The sequence below is a fragment of the Streptomyces aureus genome (genome assembly GCF_001418135.1).
Taxonomy (GTDB): domain Bacteria; phylum Actinomycetota; class Actinomycetes; order Streptomycetales; family Streptomycetaceae; genus Streptomyces; species Streptomyces aureus_A.
Genome location: NZ_LIPQ01000165.1, coordinates 1 through 17,919, shown reverse-complemented (window position 1 = coordinate 17,919; position 17,919 = coordinate 1). Strand labels below are relative to the sequence as shown.

The window sequence follows — 17,919 nt, the reverse complement described above, 5'->3', positions numbered from 1 at the left end:
CATGCGGCGTTACGGCAAGCACACCGACGAGGACGACATCCGCCAGCGGCCCAACCGCAAGGGCACCCGTCCCCGCACCACGATCCGCCCGAAGCACGAGGACGCCGTCGAGGGCATGGTCCTCACCGTCGACCGCGGCCGGCTGACCGTCCTGGTCGACGACCGGGCGGTGACCGCGATGAAGGCGCGCGAGCTGGGCCGCAAGGCCGCCGTGGTCGGCGACCGCGTCTCGCTCGTCGGCGACCTGTCCGGTGAGAAGGACACCCTCGCCCGGATCGTGCGGATCGGTGAGCGCAGCTCGGTGCTGCGCCGCACTGCCGACGACGACGACCCGTACGAGCGGGTGGTCGTCGCCAACGCCGACCAGCTGGCGATCGTCACCGCCCTCGCCGACCCCGAGCCGCGCCCGCGTCTGATCGACCGCTGCCTGGTCGCCGCGTACGACGGCGGCCTCACCCCGCTGCTCATCCTCACCAAGTCGGACCTGGCGCCGCCGGACGACCTCCTCGACATGTACGGCGCGCTCGGTGTGCCGTACGTGGTGACCACGCGCGACGAGTTCGTGGACGGGGTGGCCGCCGAGCGGGTCCACGAGCACCTCAAGGGCCGGACCACCGCGTTCGTCGGGCACTCCGGCGTCGGCAAGACGACCCTGGTCAACGCCCTGGTCCCGCCGGAGCGACGGCGGACCACCGGTCTCGTCAACGCGGTCACGGGCCGCGGCCGGCACACCACCACCTCCGCGCTCGCCCTGCCGCTCAACGACAAGGAGGGCGGCTGGGTCATCGACACCCCGGGCGTCCGCTCCTTCGGCCTGCACCACGTCGACCCGTCCCGGGTCATCCTCGCCTTCCCCGACCTCGTACCGGGTACGGAGAACTGCCCGCGCGCGTGCAGCCACGACGAGCCGGACTGCGCCCTCGACGCGTGGGCGGCGGAGGGGCACGCCGATCCGGCGCGGCTCGTCTCGCTGCGCCGGCTGCTCGCGACCCGGGAGCGGCGCGAGGGCGACTGAGCCCCTGAGCCGGTCTTCCCGGGCCGCCCCGCCGAGCCGCCCTCGTTTGCGGTCGGCCGCGCCGTACACGTTTACGGACGACCGCGACCGGTAAGTGCATAATCGCACCAAGTGCGACGAAGCAGTCACCGACGGCGTGGGAGGCACTGACGATGGCGTGGCTGCTGGTGGTCGTGGCGGGCTTTCTGGAGACGGGGTTCGCGGTCTGCCTGAAGCTCTCGCACGGGTTCACCCGGCTGTGGCCGACGGTCGCGTTCGCGGTCTTCGCCCTGGGCAGCTTCGGTCTCCTCACGCTCGCCCTGCGGAAGCTCGACGTGGGTCCCGCGTACGCGGTGTGGACCGGGATCGGGGCGGCCGGGACGGCGATCTACGGGATGATCTTCCTCGGTGACGTGGTCTCCACACTCAAGATCATCTCGATCAGCCTGGTCATCGTCGGTGTGATCGGGCTCCAGCTGTCCGGCTCGGCGCACTGACCGTCCGCCCGCCACCCCTCCAGGGAGGGGATCGTGGGCGCCACGACATGACTGAGGGCCAGCCGGACCGCGAGTTCGCAGCCCGCCGCCCACCGCTCCCCCGCGCACGCCGCGGTCGCCGCCACCAGCTCGCCGGGCGCGGGCGGCCCTTCGTCGGCGCGGCGCTGCGCGGGGACGGCCGCGGGGCGCGCGCCGGGTCTGGCGGGCCTGGGCGCGGGCAGCCGCTCGTCCCAGGCACCGGTGAGCAGGGCCCGCAGCACGGGCCGGGAGGCGGCCCGGGTGACGATCCATTCGGCGACCGCGACCAGGTTCCGCTCGGGCGCGGCCGGGGCGGCGAGCAGCCGCCGGACGCCCTGGAGATAGGTGTCGGCCTCCCGGCACACCAGGGCGCGGGCGAGGCCCTCCTTGCTGCCGAACTCGTTGTAGAGGGTCTGCCGGGAGACCCGGGCGGCCACGGCGAGGTCGGCCATGCGGACGGCGGACCACGGCCGGTGCGCGAGCGCGGCGAGCGCGGCGTCGAGCAGGGCCTCGCGGGCAGTCGGCATCGGCGCCTCCCGGACCAGGGAATCGTTTCCGTGCTCAGCGTCGGCAGGCGTCCCCGCACTGTCAAGGGGCGCCGGTGGACGGTTCTCCGCGTCGGGATCACACGGAGATAGAGTGCCGACCATGGCCGATTACCACGATGATCTGCGTCTCGCCCACGTCCTCGCGGATGCCGCCGACGCGGCCACCATGGACCGGTTCCAGGCACTCGACCTCAAGGTCGAGACGAAGCCGGACATGACTCCGGTGAGCGAGGCCGACAAGGCCGCCGAGGAACTGATCCGGGGGCAGCTCCAGCGCGCCAGGCCGCGCGACGCGATCCTGGGTGAGGAGTACGGCGTGGAGGGCTCGGGCCCGCGCCGCTGGGTGATCGACCCGATCGACGGTACGAAGAACTATGTGCGCGGGGTACCCGTCTGGGCGACCCTGATCGCGCTGATGGAGGCCGGGGACACCGGATTCCAGCCGGTGGTGGGCGTGGTGTCGGCCCCGGCGCTCGGCCGGCGCTGGTGGGCGGCGAAGGGCCTGGGGGCGTACACCGGGCGCAGTCTCGCCTCGGCGAGCCGGATCGGGGTCTCCAAGGTCGCCTCCCTGGAGGACGCCTCGTTCGCGTACTCCTCGCTGAGCGGCTGGGAGGAGCAGGGCCGCCTCGACGGTTTCCTGGACCTCACGCGCGCGTGCTGGCGGACCCGGGCGTACGGCGACTTCTGGCCGTACATGATGGTCGCCGAGGGCTCGGTGGACATCTGCGCGGAGCCGGAACTGTCCCTGTGGGACATGGCCGCGGTGGCGGTCGTGGTCCAGGAGGCGGGCGGTACGTACACGGGCCTGGACGGCCGGCACGGGCCGCACAGCGGAAACGCGGCGGCGTCGAACGGTCTGCTCCACGGCGAGCTGCTGAGCTACCTCAACCAGGAGAACGCGGAGGGCTGATCGCTCGCCGCACCGGGTCGAACGCCCGCGTTCGAGCGCCCTCGGCACTCCCCGGGGGCGCCTCGCGCGCCCCCTTGTCGGGTCCCTCCCCCGGTGCCACTCTGAGAGTCCCCCCACTTGTGAACTTGTGAATTGGTTCTCGTTGAAAGCGGGAACGTTTCACCAAGGAGGTGGCTCCGCCCATGCTCGTCCGTGACGCCATGAGCACCGTGGTCCTCACCATCGGCCCCGCACACACCCTCCGACAGGCCGCCCGGCTGATGGCGGCGCGCCGCGTCGGCGCGGCCGTCGTCCTGGACGGGGACGCCGGGCTCGGCATCCTCACCGAGCGGGACATCCTCAACTCGCTGGCCCGCGACCAGAACCCCGACATCGAGACCGCCGACGCCCACACCACCCACGACGTCGTCTTCGCCGCACCCACCTGGACGCTGGAGGAGGCGGCCGGCGCCATGACCCACGGCGGATTCCGCCACCTCGTGGTCCTCGACGACCACGGTCCCGTCGGCATCGTCTCGGTCCGGGACATCATCCGCTGCTGGATCCCGCTGCACAGCGTCGCGGGATGACGCGAGAGCGGGCCGGACTCCCTACGGAGATCCGGCCCGCTCCCTCTTTCGGCAGGCGCCCTCGGCCGCGCAGGGCCTGGATCGCGGCCTCCAGCCGCTCGCCGAAGCCTTCGTCCGCCCGGCGGACATTGCCGCCGAACGCGATCCTATAATGGACATTGTCCAAGTCAAGCAGCGATCCAAAGTCACACGTGTTCGGGAAGCCGAAGCCGCGACTGTTACCCTGGCCCCCATGAGCGACCTGTTGGAACGACTGCGCGGACGCGGCTGGCGGATGACCGCGCAGCGACGCGTCGTGGCCGAGGTCCTCGACGGGGATCACGTGCACCTGACCGCCGACGAGGTCCACGCGCGCGCCGTGGCGCGACTTCCCGAGATCTCGCGCGCGACCGTCTACAACACGCTGGGCGAGATGGTCACCCTCGGCGAGGTCCTTGAGGTCGCGACCGACGGACGCGCCAAGCGCTACGACCCCAACGCCCACCGGCCGCACCAGCACCTGGTCTGCGGTCGCTGCGGCGCGATCCGGGACGTCCACCCGGGCGGCGACCCGCTGGCGGACCTGCCGGACGCCGAGCGCTTCGGCTTCACCATCTCGAACGTCGAGGTCACGTACCGCGGCATCTGCCCGAGCTGCGCGACCACCGCCTGACAGCGACAGAAGCCCCCGCTCCGGCGGGGGCTTCCTTCGTGCGTCCCGCACCCGCGTCCCGCACATCGACGCAACGCGCACACGACGAAGGCCCGGATCCGATCGACATCGGATCCGGGCCTTCGTTGCTACTGAGTAGCGGGGACAGGATTTGAACCTGCGACCTCTGGGTTATGAGCCCAGCGAGCTACCGAGCTGCTCCACCCCGCGTCGGTAAACCCGACTCTACGGGACGCCGCTCGACCAGCGCAAATCCATTACCGCGCGGCCATCACGGCGCCGTCACGCGGTCAGCTCCTGATGCAGTGCCTCACTCAGCCGCGCCGCCCGCTCCGCGACCTCCGCGGGCCCCAGCTCCACCGCACGGGCGCACCAGCGGCGCCCCTCGGTCAGCTCCCCGCGGCGCGCCGCCAGCAGCGCGAGCCGGAGCGCGGCGCGCCCGTGGCCGGCCCGGGCGGCCCGGGTCCACCAGAGGGCGGCCTCGCGCTCGCTGCCCTCGCGGGCGAGCAGCAGCCCGAGGTTGAAGGCGCCGTTGCGGCTGCCGGCCTCGGCCGCCTCGCGGTACCAGCGGTCCGCCTCGGCCAGGTCGCCCCGCCCGGCGGCGAGCATGCCGACCCGCACCTGGGCACGCCGGTGGCCCTGCTGGGCCGCCCGCTCGTACCACTCCTCGCACTCGGTCTTCTCCTCCCGGGGCGCGCCGAGGACGGCGGGACCCGGGTCGGGGCGACGCGCGTCGAGCACCGAGGCGAGCCGGAAGGCGGCCTCGGCGCTGCCGCCTCCGGCCGCGCAGCGCAGGTGCCGCTCGGCGGTGCGCTCGTCGCCGTCCCGCAGGGCGGCGATGCCCACCTGGAGGGCGGCCTCGGTGTGCCCGGCGGCCGCGGCCCGCTCGTACCAGACGAGGGCCGTACGGTCGTCGTCGCGGCCCGCGTGGAGGATGCCGAGGTTGAACGCGGCGTCGACGCTGCCGGCCTCGGCGGCCTTGGAGAACCAGGGCTCGGCGCCGTTGGCGTCGCCGGCCTGGAGGAGCAGCACGGCAAGCGCGTTGGCGGCCTCGCGGTGGCCCGCGTAGGCGGCCCGGCGGTACCACTGCTCGGCCTGCGGGATGCGGTCCTGGGCGGCGCAGAGCAGGCCGAGGTTGTAGGCGCCGTTCACGTCGCCCGCGTCCATGGCGGCCCGGTACCAGCGCTCGGCGGTCTGCTGCTCGCCCCTGGCCGCGTGCAGCGCCCCGAGGGCGTTGGCGGCGTTGCCGTCGCCGTCCTGGGCGGCGCGCAGCCACCACACGGCGGCGCTCTCCTCGTCGCCCGCGTCGCGGAGCAGGAAGCCGAGCGCGCAGGCGGCCTTGGCCTCGCCCTCCTTGGCGGAGCTGAGGTACCAGCGGCCGGCCTCCTTGAGCTCGCCGCGGTGCTCCAGGATCGCGCCGAGATGGAGCGCGGCGCGGCGGTGGCCGCGCGCGGCGGCCTGCCGGAACCACTGCTCGGCCTCGGTGGGCTCGCCCCCGGGCTCGCCGACGGCCCGCCCGGCCGCGGCGTCGGTGCCCGCGGCCGCCGGGGCGGTGGCGGGCGCGCCGGTGGGCACGAGGGCGCCGGTGCCGGGCACCCGGAGCCGGGTGCCGGTGTCGTGCGGGCCGCGGGTGGTCTCCGTGGCGCGGCGCTCCAGGGCGAGGGCGAGCCGGTACGCGGCCTCGCGGTGGCCCTGTTCGGCGGCGGCGCGCAGCCAGCGCTCGGCGCCGACGTCGCTGCGGTGCTCCAGGAGGTCGGCGAGGGCGTAGGCGCCGAGGGCGTGGCCCTGCTCGGCGGCCTGGCGCAGCCAGTACTCGGCGGCCGGCTCGTCGCCGCGCTCGCGGTGGTGACGGCCGAGGGCGTGGGCGGCGGGCGCGGATCCGGCGACGGCGGCGACCCGCCACCAGCCGGCGGCCTCTTCGGCGTAGCCGCGCTGGTGCAGCAGGACCCCGAGGTTGTTGGCGGCGGCCCGGTCGCCCTCGGCGGTGGCACCGCGCAGGTAGGGCTCGGCGCCGTCGAGGTCGCCGCGGCGCAGCAGCAGCGCGCCGAGCGCGCTCATCGAGGCGAGGTCGCCGCGCTCGGCGGCACGCCGGTGGCGGGCCTCGGTCTCGGTCTCGTTCTCGGTGTCGGCATCGGTCTCGGCGGTGGTGTCGACGGCCGCATCGACGGCCCCTACTGCCTCGATGATCTCGTCCGCGGCGTTCCTGGCATGCCGCTGCACAAACCGCCCTGTCTCCAACAGAGTTGCCCTGTCCCCCATAAATACCATCGTCGCACCACCCGCAACCCGAGCACACCTGGTATACCGCAGCCAGTGAGGTCACTCAGCGTTTTGTCGACATGCCCACAGAGAGACAAGTCAAACACGACTCACGCCAACTCGCCCCTTCCCTACCGCTCTTCGGGTCCCTCGCGCACGCCGACACACGACGAGGGCCCGGATCCTTATGGATCCGGGCCCTCGTCCTCTGAGTAGCGGGGACAGGATTTGAACCTGCGACCTCTGGGTTATGAGCCCAGCGAGCTACCGAGCTGCTCCACCCCGCGTCGGTAAACCAACCGTATCACGGTCGCGGGGTGGAAAACCTCAGGTCAGCCGCTTGATCCCGGCGTCTTGAGCTTCGCTCCGGCCTCAGCGGCGCGCTGGAGCGCCGCCTGGAGGTCCTCCTGGGCCTTGCCGTACGCCGTCCAGTCGCCCTTCGCCAGAGCCGCCTCGCCCGCGTCGTACGCCTTCTGGGCGTCCGAGATCGCCTGCTTGAGCGCGGCGTCGTTGGACGCCGGCGGTGGGTTGGTGGTGCCCGGCGGGGTCGTCGGCGAGGTGGGCGGCGGCGTGGTCGGCGCCTCCACTCCGAAGACCGCGTTGAGTGCCTTGGTGAGGTTGTCCTCGAACACCGTGGTGTCCTTGGTCGTGTCACCGTTCGGCTGGTCCGCGTCCACGTACGACACCGCGACCTTCTTCAGGAGCGGGTAGAGCGCGTTGCGTCCCTGGGCGTACACCGGCTCCACGTACAGGAACCCGCCGTCGAGCGGGACGGTCAGCAGGTTGCCGTACTGGATGTCGGAGTCGGCGCCCTTCATGTCCCGGACGAAGGTGGCGACGGAGGGCAGACCGTTGAGCTTGCTCTGCACCTGCGCCGGACCAGGCACGTCCTCGGTGACCCGCAGCAGTCTCAGCCGGCCGTACTCCTTGCTGGTGGCGTCGGCGTCGACCGCCATGAAGCCGCCCAGGTTGGGCCGGCCGTTCGGCGTGAACGTCGTCGTCAGCGAGAAGCGCTGCGCCGTGTCCCCGGGCATCTTCATGCTCAGGTAGTACGGCGGGACCGCGTTGCCGTCCTTGTTGGTCGGGTCGTCCGGCACCTGCCAGGCGTCCGAGCCGCTGTAGAACTGCGCGGGGTCGGTGACGTGGTAGCGGGTCAGCAGCTCGCGCTGGACCTTGAACATGTCCTGCGGGTACCGCAGGTGCTGCATCAGGTCGCCGTCGATCTCGGACTTGGCCTTGACCGTGCCCGGGAACGCCTTCATCCAGGTCTTCAGGACCGGGTCCTGGGTGTCCCACTGGTAGAGGTTCACCGTGCCGTCGTAGGCGTCGACGGTGGCCTTCACCGAGTTGCGGATGTAGTTGACCTGGTTCTGCTGGGCGACGACCGCGCGCTGCTGGTTGCCGACGGTCAGCGAGTCGGCCGTGGTGTCGCCGAGAGTGGTGCGCGAGGCGTACGGGTAGCCGTTGGTCGTCGTGTAGGCGTCGATGACCCACTGGATGCGGCCGTCGACGACCACCGGGTAGGCGTCGCCGTCGATGGTCAGCCAGGGCGCGACGGCCTCGACGCGCTCCTTGGGCGTGCGGTTGTAGAGGATCCGCGAGCCCTCGCCGATGGCCCCCGAGTAGAGGATCTGCGGCTCGCTGAACGCGACCGCGTAGGCGGCGCGGTTGAAGGTGCTGGAGAGGTTGACCCCGCTCCTGCCCTCGTAGCTGGTGGTCTTCTCGCCGTTCTCCTCGTAGTCCAGCTCCTTCTGCGGGCCGCCGACGATCGAGTACTGATCGGTCTTCTCGCCGTAGTAGATCCGCTGCTGGTACGTGCCGAGCATCCCCGTGGTCGGCAGTCCGGCCTCGGTGAAGATCGGGGAGCCGTTGGCGTCCGTCTGCGTGCCCGCGGCCATGATCGCGCCGTAGCCGTGGGTGTAGGTGAAGTGGTCGTTGATCCAGTTCCGCTTCGGGATGCCCTTGATGTTGAGCTCACGGAGACCGACGACGGTGTCCTTGCCCGCGTACCGGTCCACGTCCAGGGTGGTCGGGAACTGGTAGTACTTCCGCTTCTGCTCCAGCTGCTGGAACGTGGGCGACACGATGTTCGGGTCGAGGACGCGGTAGCTGGCCGCCGAGTCGGCGTTGCTGCGCAGCTGGTCCTTGGCCTTCACCGTCGACTTGCCCGAGTAGTTCTCGAGCTTCGTCCCGTCGATCGCGTACGCCTTGCGGGTCGCGTCGATGTTCTTCTGGATGTACTGCGCTTCCTTGGCCTGCTCGTTCGGCTGGACCTGGAACTTCTGCACGATGGCCGGGTACAGGCCGCCGATCAGGATCGCGGAGAGCACCATCAGACCGAAGCCGATCACCGGCAGCTGCCAGGTGCGGCGCCAGAGCGTGGCGAAGAACAGCACGGCGCAGATCGCGGCGATGCAGAAGAGGATGGTCTTCGCCGGCAGGTAGGCGTTGGCGTCGACGTACCGCAGGCCCGTCCAGTTGCCGGTGGCCTTGAAGTCGCTGGACTTCACGGCCAGGCCGTACCGGTCGAGCCAGTACGCCACGGCCTTCAGCGCCACGAAGACACCGAGCAGCACCGAGAGGTGGCCGGTGGCCGCGGCGGTGGCGCGCGCACCCGGGCTGGTGATCCGCAGCCCGCCGTACAGGTAGTGCGTGAGCGCGGCGGCGATCAGCGACAGGACGACGGCGGCGAAGCCGAAGGCGAGCAGGAAGCGGTACCAGGGCAGGTCGAACGCGTAGAACGCCACGTCCAGCCCGAACTGCGGGTCCTTCTCGCCGAACTTCACGCCGTTGACCCACATCAGCCAGGTGCGCCACTGGCCGGAGGCGGATGCGCCGGCGATCAGCGCCACCAGGGCGGTGACCGCGAGCAGCACCCACTTCTTGAACGGGGCGAGACCCATCCGGTAGCGGTCGAGGCTCTGCTGCTCCAGCGACATCGCGCTGAGCGGCGGCCGCAGCCGGTACGCCAGCCAGATGTTCAGGCCGACGGCGAGCCCCATCAGCAGACCGAAGACGGCGAAGAGGCCGATCTTGGTCCACAGCGTGGTCGTGAACACGGACGAGTACTTGACCGAGCGGTACCAGAGCCAGTCCGTCCAGAACCCGGCGAACATCACGAACGCCATGGCCAGAACGGCCAGCACCCCGAGTGTCATGAGCAGGGTTCGGGCCCGCCGGGACGGCCGGCCGACTCTCATCCTTGGCCCGGACGGGCTACCGCCGCGGTCCGGCATCTGGAAAGCCAACGTGCGCCCCTCGATGTTGATGCGTCTGAAAGCAGGCCCCGCGATCGTAGAGCCCAATGGTGCAACTTACTGAGGCTTTACCTAGTTCCCGTGTTCAGGGGAAGAGGAGGCAGGATATTGGTCATGTCCAACGTTTCCCCCTCCGGCCCGGCAATGGCCGCGAGCCCCCTCACCCGCGCGGTGCTCGAGATCGACGAGTACGCGGCGGGCCTCGGCTGGGACCAGCCGGCCCGTCTGTTCGCCCTGGTCGACACCGCACGGCTGCGCGCCAAGGAACCCGCGCTCGCCTCCCAGCTGGGCCTGGGTGACGATGCCACCGCCTACACCCCGATCGAGCAGGACAAGCTGCCGCGCGGGAAGCCCCTCGACGAATTCCTCGGCACGATCGCCTGGCCCGCGGGCGTGGCCGGCTGCGCCATGACGGTGGAACGGCTCATGCTGCCCCCGTCTGCGGAGGCCCAGGTCCCGCAGGGTCTGAACGAGAAGCAGCTCGCCAAGTGGGTGGCCGCCCACCCGGACCGCCAGGAGGTACGGATGACCGTGGCCGTGCTGCGCGGCGGTGCCCGCGAGGCGGCGATCCGGCTCCGCGAGAAGGACACCGCGACCGAGGTCCTGACCGGCCCCGACCTGGTGCCGGGCCTCGCCGAGGCGCTGGCGGCGACCTTCGAGAGCTGACCTCCGCACGACAGCGGAAGGGGCGCCCGGTCGGTGACCGGGCGCCCCTTCTCACGTACGGGCGCGGACTCAGCTCTTCGAGCAGGTCGGCAGGGACTTCGTGTCGCCGGCGCGGAGCTTCTCCAGGGACTTCGTGGCGTCGTCGATGGTGTCCACCCTGACGAGGGTGAGCCCGTCGGGTGTGTCCCTCGCGGCGTTCTCACAGTTGTCGGCCGGGGTGAGGAAGTACTGGGCGCCGGCGTTGCGCGCGCCGACCAGCTTCATCTCGATGCCGCCGATCGGGCCGACCTTGCCCTCGTCGTCGATGGTGCCGGTGCCGGCGATGAAGCGGCCGTCGGTGAGGCTCTCGGGGGTGAGCTTGTCGACGATGCCGAGCGCGAACATCAGCCCGGCGCTGGGGCCGCCGACATCGGCCAGATTGATGTCGATCGTGAACGGGAAGACGTGGTCGGTGCCGGCCTGGATGCCGACGACGGCCCGGTCGCCCTCCTCGGACGTGGTGGTCGTGATGACCACCTTCCGGGTGGCCGTGGGCTCCTTGCGGGCCTTCTCGGCGGCGGCCGCCTCCTTGGCCGGGACGATCGTGAACGCGACGTCCTGGCCGGGCTTCCGCTTCACGACCTGCTTGGCGACATCGGCCTGCGCGGTGATCGCGACCCCGTCGACGGCCTTGATCACGTCACCGGCGTGCAGCTTGCCCTCGGCGGGCGAGCCCTTGATCACTGTGCCGACGACGACACGGGAGACGACCGGGATGTTCAGCTCCTTGAGGGCGGCCACCTTGGCGCTCTCCTGGGACTGGCTGAACTCCTCGGCGTTCTCCTGGCTCGACTGCTCCTCGGTCTTGCCGTCCGGGTAGAGCGTGTCGTGCGGCACCACCACGTTGTCGTGGGCCAGCCAGCCGTAGACCGCCTCGACGGCGTTCATCTTGTAGTCCGCGCTCGTGACGCGGACCGTCGTCATGTTGAGGTGCCCGTCGGTCGGGTACGTCTTGCGTCCCTCGATGTGCAGCACGGGCTCTCCCCGGGCCTCGCCGAGGGTGTTGACCGTGGGGCCCGGGCTCATCTCCGCGTACGGCACCGGGATCAGGACGCCCGCGATGAGCAGACAGATCAGGACCAGGGTGGAGGCGAGCATCGTCGCGGTGCGGCGTGGCATGGAACGACAGTACGGGACTCGCCTGTGGGTGCACCCCTGGGGCGGTCCGTACGAGGCGGGCCGGCGTCAGCTCGACGGCGAGGCGGCGGCACCGCCCGCGGCGGCCGGTTCGCGCTCGGCACGAGCGGAATCGGGGATCGTGGTGTGGGCGCGTTCCATCGCGTCCCGGAAGCGGGCGTAGCCGGCGAGTTCGGCCACGTCACCTATCGTCTTGCTCCTCGAAGCCCAGCTTCCCCATATCGCCGCGCCGACGACTGCGAAAAGCGGAATCAGCAACCAGGCCAGCGCTGCCATCCCGACCTCCCATCCCCAGTGAGTTGATCAGCAGACTGTGTCATCTGTGAGACCAACGCTCGCGCCTGGGGGGCGGTTACGCAAATCGGGCGTTCGGCTACGCCCTGTCGGCGCGTCGCCTTGCTGCCGCGACACGCACCGGTGACGCATTTCAGCAGGCCCCGACCCTCCCCCGGCCTTCGGACGGAGGGGCCCCCAGACCAGGGGTGGCGGGCATCAGCAGGCCCCCACCCACTCCTCTGTGCCGTCCGAGAAGGTCTGGTGCTTCCAGATGGGGACCTCGTGCTTGAGGTCGTCGATGAGCTTGCGGGAGGCCTCGAAGGCCTCACCGCGGTGCGGGCAGGAGACGGCCACGATCACCGCGATGTCGCCCACGGCCAGGTCGCCCACGCGGTGCACGGCGGCCAGCGCGCGGACCGGGTGGTTGGCGACGACCTTCTCCGCGACCCGGCGCAGCTCCGCCTCGGCGGTGGGGTGGCAGGAGTAGCCCAGACGGTCGACGTCCGCGCCGCCGTCGTGGTTGCGCACGGTGCCCACGAAGAGCGTCGTGCCGCCGGAGGCGTCGTCCCCGACCGCCCGGAAGACCTCGTCGAGGGAGAGCGGGGTCTCCCGGATCGCGAGGAGCTTGATCGGATCGGCGGCGGCCTGCTCGCCGGGGTGGTCAATCGACGTCGGTGCCATGCGTCCATCGTGCCGTACGCGCGCGGGATCCCGGAATAGCGGTTTCGACCGGTCGTCGGCGGCCTGTGTAGGAGGGTCCTACAGGCCGCCGCACTCCGTCCTCCCCGGTCAGATCCCCCGCCGCTTCCGCATCTGCCGGACGAGCGCCGCCGTACCGAGCAGGGCCACCGTCGCACCGGCCGCGCCCGCCGCCGTGGCGTCCTTGCGGCCCAGCCGGCGGCCGGCGACCGTGTGACGGCCCTCGACCTCCTCCAGGAGCGCGGCGAGGACCTCCTCGTTCGTCCACTTCGGCCGCCAGCCGGCGTCGTGCAGGCGTCCGACACTGACCACCCACGGGTGCATCGTGTACGCGAGGTCGCCCGCCGGGGACGGGGTGAGCCCGATCCGGTGGAGCCGGGCCGCGGTGCCCAGGGCGACGGCGGAGGGCAGCTCCATGCGCCGGATCCCGGAGAGCTCCTCGACCTCCTCCTGCTCCAGCCAGCCCTCGCAGCCGACCGCGAACTCCCCTTCGACCTTCTCCAGGGCCGCGTACTCCAGGGCGCTGACCAGGTCCTCCACGTGGCAGAACTGCCAGGTGGGCCGGGAGCCGGCGACGACGAGCAGCCGGGGCGACTCGAAGTAGCGGGTCAGCGCCGTGTCCGTACCGCCGACGAGGACGGCCGGGCGGACCACGGTGACGTTGAGGCCGGGGTGCGCGCGGGGCGCCCGGCGGCCGAGGCGCTCGATCTCCAGCATGTCGCCCACGCCGGTGGCCTCCGCCGTGGCCCTGAGCTCGGCGTCCTCGGAGAGCGGGATGTCGTTGTCGGCCAGCGCGCCGTAGACCATCGCGGAGGTGCACAGCACCACCCGGTGGACCCCGGCGGCGGCCGCGGCGGTCAGCACGGTCTGCGTACCGCGCACGTTGTAGGCCGTTCGTGCGGCGGGGTCGGTCTCCAGGTCGAGATCGACGGCGAGGTGCACGACGACGTCCGCGCCGCGCAGCTTCTCGGCGATGGCCGGGTCGCGCACGTCGAGGATGTGCCACTGCGCCCCGGCGACCTCGCCCCGGCGCTCGTCGATGGCGACGACCTTCTTGATCTCGTCGGACGCGGCGAGGCGCCTGGTCAGCAGGTCACCGACGCCGGAAGCGGCACCGGTGACCGCGACGACGGGGCCGCGCGCGGCGGACCGGGTTGAGAGGTTTCGCGCTCCGCGAACCTGTGGATCTGGGGAACTCACCGGGCGTCTCCAGCGGTTGTCTTCAGTACGTACACGGATGACGCGTACGGACCAGGTGGCGTCCATCCTGCCGCAGGGCACGGCCCGGCGGAGCACCGAGCCCATTTCCGGCCCGGATGTCTACGCTGGTGGTGTGCGGGGCCTGTCTGGACAGGCCCTGGTCGGGCAGTCGCCGTCGGCAGGAGGCCGGCGGCCCTACGAGCCGAGGAAACCTGTGAGTGACACCCCATTCGGATTCGGCCTTCCGCCGGAGGAGCCGGAGAACGGCGACGAGGGCAAGAAGAAGGACCCCGCCGGAGGTGGCCAGGGGTCCGGCGGCCAGGGCGGCAACCCGTTCGGGGCGAACCCGTTCGGGGCGAACCCGTTCGGCTTCGGCGGGCTGCCCGGCATGGGCGGACCGGGCGGGGCGGACAATCCGTTCGCGGCGATGTTCGGCTCGCTGAACCCCAACGATCTCGGTGCGGCCTTCCAGCAGCTCGGCCAGATGCTGAGCTACGAGGGCGGTCCCGTGAACTGGGACATGGCCAAGCAGATCGCTCGCCAGGTGGTGGCCCAGGGCACCGCCGACGGCACCAAGGACGCCAGCGTGGGTCCGGCGGAGAAGGCCGCGGTCGAGGAGGCCGTGCGCCTCGCCGACCTGTGGCTGGACGGTGTGACCTCGCTGCCCTCGGGCGCGAGCACGGCGGTGGCGTGGAGCCGCGCGGAGTGGGTCGAGGCGACGCTGCCGGCGTGGCAGCAGCTCGTGGACCCGGTCGCCGAGCGGGTCGGCTCGGCGATGGGCGACGTCCTGCCGGAGGAGATGCAGGCCATGGCGGGCCCGCTGATCGGCATGATGCGCTCCATGGGCGGCGCCATGTTCGGCCAGCAGATCGGGCAGGCCGTCGGCGCGCTCGCCGGTGAGGTCGTCGGCTCGACCGATGTCGGCCTGCCGCTCGGGCCCGCGGGCCGGGCCGCGCTGCTGCCGCTGAACGTCGAGGCCTTCGGCAAGGACCTGGGCGTGCCCTCCGACGAGGTGCGGCTCTACCTGGCGCTGCGCGAGGCCGCCCACCAGCGTCTCTTCGCCCACGTGCCGTGGCTGCGGGCGCATCTGTTCGGCGCGGTCGAGGGGTACGCGCGGGGGATCAAGGTCGACACCTCGAAGCTTGAGGAGGCGGTGGGCCAGCTCGACCCGACGCACCCGGAGCAGCTTCAGGAGGCCCTCCAGCAGGGCATGTTCCAGCCGGAGGACACTCCGGAGCAGAAGGCGGCCCTGGCCCGGCTGGAGACGGCGCTGGCCCTGGTCGAGGGCTGGGTGGACGCGGTGGTCCACGAGGCCGCCAAGTCGCGCCTCACGTCGGCGGACGCGCTGCGCGAGACGCTGCGCCGGCGCCGGGCCTCGGGCGGTCCCGCCGAGCAGACCTTCGCCACGCTGATCGGTCTCGAGCTGCGGCCGCGGCGGCTGCGGGACGCGGCGCGCCTGTGGGCGTCGCTGACGGACGCGCGCGGGGTCGACGGCCGTGACGGTCTGTGGGAGCACCCGGACATGCTGCCGACGGCGACCGACCTGGACGACCCGGACGGCTTCGTGCACCGCGAGCACCTCGACTTCTCCGAGATCGACAAGATGCTCGGCGAGGCGGCCAAGGGCGACGCCCCGGAAGACGGGGACGGCAAGGAGTGACTCTGCACGACGACGCGGTCCTCGTCCTCAAGGGGTACGAGGACCAGCCGGAGCTGCGCGACCTGTATCTGGCGCACCTGGACGCGCATCCGGACGGCATGTACAAGCCCTGCGGGGCCGGGCACCTGACCTCCAGTGCGCTGGTGGTCGACCCGGCGCGCGGGCGGGTGCTGCTGACCCTGCACAAGAAGCTGGGCATGTGGCTGCAGATGGGCGGTCACTGCGAGGCGGGTGACGCGACGGTCGAGGCGGCCGCGCTGCGGGAGGCCACCGAGGAGTCCGGGATCACGGGCCTGACCCTGCTGCCGGGCGGCCCGGTGCGGCTGGACCGGCATCCGATTCCGGCGCCGTGCCACTGGCACCTTGACGTGCAGTACGCGGCGCTGGCCCCGGCCGGCGCGGTGGAGCAGATCAGCGAGGAGTCGCTGGACCTGCGCTGGTTCACGTACGAGGAGGTGGCGGGCGTGGCGGACACGTCGGTGGTCCGTCTCCTGGAGAGCACGCTGGCGCGGCTTCCGTAGGGCACGCGCGCGTGAGGGGCGGTCGGCGTGCCGACCGCCCCTCACGTCCGTCCGGTGCCTAGTTCCAGGCGTTGTTCTGGTTCTGGGCGTGGGAACCGTGCTGTCCGGCGCCGAACTGGGCGGCGATGCCCTGGCCGATGGCCGCGTTCTGCGGGGGCATGACCTCGCTGGGCTGGACGAGCGCGAAGCCCTGGCCGAGGAAGCTGAGTTCCCAGCCCTCGCCGGTGTTGCCGCGGCGGGTGCGGACGCTGGAGCTGTGCGTCTGCGCCTGCATCTGGACGCGCAGCCCGGTGGACCAGGCGACGATGGCGTCCGCGTCGACGCTCACGTACTTCTCGGGCGTGACCTGCATCATCAGCGGCTGCCCCGAGGTCATCAGGGCGACCCGGCCGCGGCCGGAGATGTTGAGCTGGTACTTGCCGGTGCCGGAGACGCCGTACTGGCTGTCGACGGCGATGACCTCGGTGTGGAGGGTCGAGTCGAGCGCCAGGACGTAGGCGCTGTCGACGGTCAGGCCCTCCTGCTCTACGTCCACGACGTGGACGTACTGGGCGAGGTTGGCGAAGTAGACCGTGCCCTGGCCGGAGCAGCGCATGAGGTCGAGGCCCTCACCGGTGCGGGCCTGGGCCCGGCGCTGGCTGGGGGTCTTGTACTCGCCGTCGAAGTCGACGAGTCCCTGGTACGCGACCATGGCGCCCTTGCGGGCCAGGATGTCGTCCTGCCCGGTGAGGGTGACCCGCAGGAGCTGCGGGTTCTGGATGACGTACCGCTCCTGGCTCTGCTGTTCGGCGTGGTTGAAAAGCGGGCTCTGCATGGTGTGTTCTCGCTCCCCCTCAGCCCCGGACCCGCAGGCGGTCGGTGCTGTCCTCGCTCGGCTGTACGACGACGATGCCCTGGCCCGAGAAGGCCATCTGGAATGCCTCGCCGCTGCCCCGCCCGATGAGGGAGGACGCCTTGAAGCTGCGCTTGCCCTTGACCTTGAGCGACGGCGACCAGGCGACGAGCGCGTCGGGGTCGACGTACGTCTCGTCGTCGCCGCGGCCGCAGTCGACGACGATCGGGGTGCCGCGCGAGGTCAGGGCGACCCAGCCGGTGCCGGCGATCTCGACGTTGAACAGGCCCTGGCCGGCGAACTTCGCGAGCCCCTTGACCCGCTCGACGCCCCACTGGAGGTGGGCGTCGAAGGCGAGCAGGTTGGTGCCGTTGACCGAGATCGAGTCGTTCTGGAGGTTGATCACGACGACGTCGGCGCCGTAGTCGGCGAGGTAGAGCAGCCCGTCGCCGGAGCACTTCATGATGGGCGCGCCCTCGCCGGTGACCCACTGCTGGGCGACCTGCCGGGCGGCGGGCGGGTTGGGCTCGTAGGTGATGTAGCCCTCGTAGGAGACCATCGAGCCGGTCCGGGCGTAGAGGTCCTGGCCGGAGGCCATGGCCACCTGGAGCATGGCGCGGCCGTGGTTCTCCATCCGGGCCGCGACGGGGGTCGGGGCGTAGCCCGCGAATTGCTGGTTCATGACTTCGGGCTCCCTCAGACCTCGTAGGGCTGGACGACGATGAAGTTGCCGGGGGCTCCCCGGAACTGGAGGTTCACGGTCTCTCCGCTGTGGCCGGGGTAGGCGTTGCGGCGGAGCCGCACCTGGCTGGAGAGGATGACCTGGGACGCGGACGACCACGCCACGACGGCGTTGCAGTCGGCGAAGGTGGTCGGCGTGACGGGAAGCACCACGGGCACGCCGTGGGTCTTCACGACGACGGTGCCGGTGCCCTGGAACTGCATGGTGAACAGGGCGCCGCCGGGGATGCCGTGGCCCTCGATGCGCCGCACCTCGTACTGCAGGGACTCGTCGAACGCGAGGACGTTCTCCGCGGAGACGCAGATGCCGTCGCCCTGGAGCTCGATCGGGTGCAGATGGGCCCCCTCCTCGGCGAGGAAGAGCTGGCCGCGGCCGGTGCAGCGCATCAGCTGCATCTCCTGGCCGGTGGCGTTGCCGACGATCCGGCCGGTGAAGCCGGCGCC

General features: G+C 71.6%; 18 protein-coding genes and 2 tRNA genes. 8 read left to right on the top strand and 12 right to left on the bottom strand.

The window, feature by feature from the left end; translation table 11 throughout:
• Nucleotide 1: 1 nt before the first annotated feature.
• Entirely contained in the window at nt 2-1,015 is a 1,014-nt protein-coding gene (gene rsgA / locus AOK00_RS15625) for a ribosome small subunit-dependent GTPase A (protein ID WP_055600916.1), read from the top strand.
• A 152-nt stretch (nt 1,016-1,167) separates the two neighbouring features.
• Nucleotides 1,168-1,491 carry a DMT family transporter gene (locus AOK00_RS37195; protein WP_079042023.1) on the top strand — a complete coding sequence of 108 codons (324 nt, stop codon included), beginning with the start codon at nt 1,168-1,170 and terminating at the stop codon, nt 1,489-1,491.
• Here AOK00_RS37195 and AOK00_RS15620 read toward each other — a convergent pair.
• A complete protein-coding gene (locus AOK00_RS15620; protein ID WP_055600915.1) occupies nt 1,383-2,036 on the bottom strand; it encodes a TetR/AcrR family transcriptional regulator in 654 nt (217 codons plus the stop codon). The two genes, AOK00_RS37195 and AOK00_RS15620, sit on opposite strands and share 109 nt — an antisense overlap.
• Nucleotides 2,037-2,157: 121 nt before the next feature.
• Between AOK00_RS15620 and hisN the strand changes: the two genes are divergently transcribed.
• From hisN to AOK00_RS15605, 3 genes are all read left to right on the top strand, one after another.
• The gene (hisN, locus tag AOK00_RS15615; protein WP_030320808.1) at nt 2,158-2,967 is read left to right on the top strand and encodes a histidinol-phosphatase; all 810 of its coding nucleotides are present in this window, start codon (nt 2,158-2,160) and stop codon (nt 2,965-2,967) included.
• A gap of 182 nt (nt 2,968-3,149) precedes the next feature.
• Complete coding sequence (locus tag AOK00_RS15610; protein WP_055600914.1) at nt 3,150-3,536, top strand: CBS domain-containing protein; 387 nt, start codon at nt 3,150-3,152, stop codon at nt 3,534-3,536.
• 232 nt (nt 3,537-3,768) lie between these two features.
• Nucleotides 3,769-4,188, top strand: coding sequence for a Fur family transcriptional regulator (locus tag AOK00_RS15605; RefSeq protein WP_055600913.1), 420 nt, complete (start codon nt 3,769-3,771; stop codon nt 4,186-4,188).
• Between the two features lie 136 nt (nt 4,189-4,324).
• Here AOK00_RS15605 and AOK00_RS15600 read toward each other — a convergent pair.
• From AOK00_RS15600 to AOK00_RS15585, 4 genes are all read right to left on the bottom strand, one after another.
• Nucleotides 4,325-4,398: transfer RNA gene (locus tag AOK00_RS15600), tRNA-Met, on the bottom strand.
• A 72-nt stretch (nt 4,399-4,470) separates the two neighbouring features.
• The gene (locus AOK00_RS15595; RefSeq protein ID WP_055600912.1) at nt 4,471-6,456 is read right to left on the bottom strand and encodes a tetratricopeptide repeat protein; all 1,986 of its coding nucleotides are present in this window, start codon (nt 6,454-6,456) and stop codon (nt 4,471-4,473) included.
• Between the two features lie 204 nt (nt 6,457-6,660).
• Nucleotides 6,661-6,734: transfer RNA gene (locus AOK00_RS15590), tRNA-Met, on the bottom strand.
• Nucleotides 6,735-6,779: 45 nt separating this feature from the next.
• Nucleotides 6,780-9,683: a UPF0182 family membrane protein gene (locus AOK00_RS15585; protein WP_079042022.1), complete on the bottom strand. Its 2,904-nt coding sequence runs from the start codon at nt 9,681-9,683 to the stop codon at nt 6,780-6,782.
• Between the two features lie 135 nt (nt 9,684-9,818).
• On the opposite strand from AOK00_RS15585, the gene AOK00_RS15580 reads away from it, so the two are divergent.
• A complete protein-coding gene (locus tag AOK00_RS15580) occupies nt 9,819-10,370 on the top strand; it encodes a PPA1309 family protein (protein WP_030320796.1) in 552 nt (183 codons plus the stop codon).
• Between the two features lie 69 nt (nt 10,371-10,439).
• Here the strand turns inward: AOK00_RS15580 and AOK00_RS15575 are convergent, their stop codons facing one another.
• The 4 genes from AOK00_RS15575 to AOK00_RS15565 form a co-directional block, all read right to left on the bottom strand.
• Nucleotides 10,440-11,528 carry a YlbL family protein gene (locus tag AOK00_RS15575; protein WP_055600910.1) on the bottom strand — a complete coding sequence of 363 codons (1,089 nt, stop codon included), beginning with the start codon at nt 11,526-11,528 and terminating at the stop codon, nt 10,440-10,442.
• Between the two features lie 66 nt (nt 11,529-11,594).
• Nucleotides 11,595-11,726, bottom strand: coding sequence for a hypothetical protein (locus tag AOK00_RS41165; protein ID WP_301554210.1), 132 nt, complete (start codon nt 11,724-11,726; stop codon nt 11,595-11,597).
• A 312-nt stretch (nt 11,727-12,038) separates the two neighbouring features.
• Nucleotides 12,039-12,503 (bottom strand): molybdenum cofactor biosynthesis protein MoaE, encoded by a 465-nt coding sequence (locus tag AOK00_RS15570; protein ID WP_055600909.1) that lies wholly within the window; start codon nt 12,501-12,503, stop codon nt 12,039-12,041.
• A gap of 108 nt (nt 12,504-12,611) precedes the next feature.
• Nucleotides 12,612-13,721, bottom strand: a complete 1,110-nt coding sequence (locus AOK00_RS15565) for an SDR family oxidoreductase (RefSeq protein ID WP_055600934.1) — start codon at nt 13,719-13,721, stop codon at nt 12,612-12,614.
• Nucleotides 13,722-13,935: 214 nt separating this feature from the next.
• On the opposite strand from AOK00_RS15565, the gene AOK00_RS15560 reads away from it, so the two are divergent.
• Together AOK00_RS15560 and AOK00_RS15555 are read left to right on the top strand one after the other, a co-directional pair.
• Nucleotides 13,936-15,381, top strand: coding sequence for a zinc-dependent metalloprotease (locus AOK00_RS15560; protein WP_055600908.1), 1,446 nt, complete (start codon nt 13,936-13,938; stop codon nt 15,379-15,381).
• Entirely contained in the window at nt 15,378-15,902 is a 525-nt protein-coding gene (locus AOK00_RS15555) for an NUDIX hydrolase (protein ID WP_055600907.1), read from the top strand. The genes AOK00_RS15560 and AOK00_RS15555 overlap by 4 nt, the downstream gene beginning before the upstream one ends.
• Before the next feature lie 58 nt (nt 15,903-15,960).
• Here AOK00_RS15555 and AOK00_RS15550 read toward each other — a convergent pair whose 3' ends face one another.
• The 3 genes from AOK00_RS15550 to AOK00_RS15540 all read right to left on the bottom strand — a co-directional run.
• A complete protein-coding gene (locus AOK00_RS15550; protein WP_055600906.1) occupies nt 15,961-16,716 on the bottom strand; it encodes an AIM24 family protein in 756 nt (251 codons plus the stop codon).
• A 19-nt stretch (nt 16,717-16,735) separates the two neighbouring features.
• Nucleotides 16,736-17,416, bottom strand: a complete 681-nt coding sequence (locus AOK00_RS15545; RefSeq protein WP_030320784.1) for an AIM24 family protein — start codon at nt 17,414-17,416, stop codon at nt 16,736-16,738.
• Between the two features lie 14 nt (nt 17,417-17,430).
• A partial coding sequence (locus tag AOK00_RS15540; RefSeq protein ID WP_173861573.1) for an AIM24 family protein occupies nt 17,431-17,919 on the bottom strand: 489 nt, incomplete at its 5' end.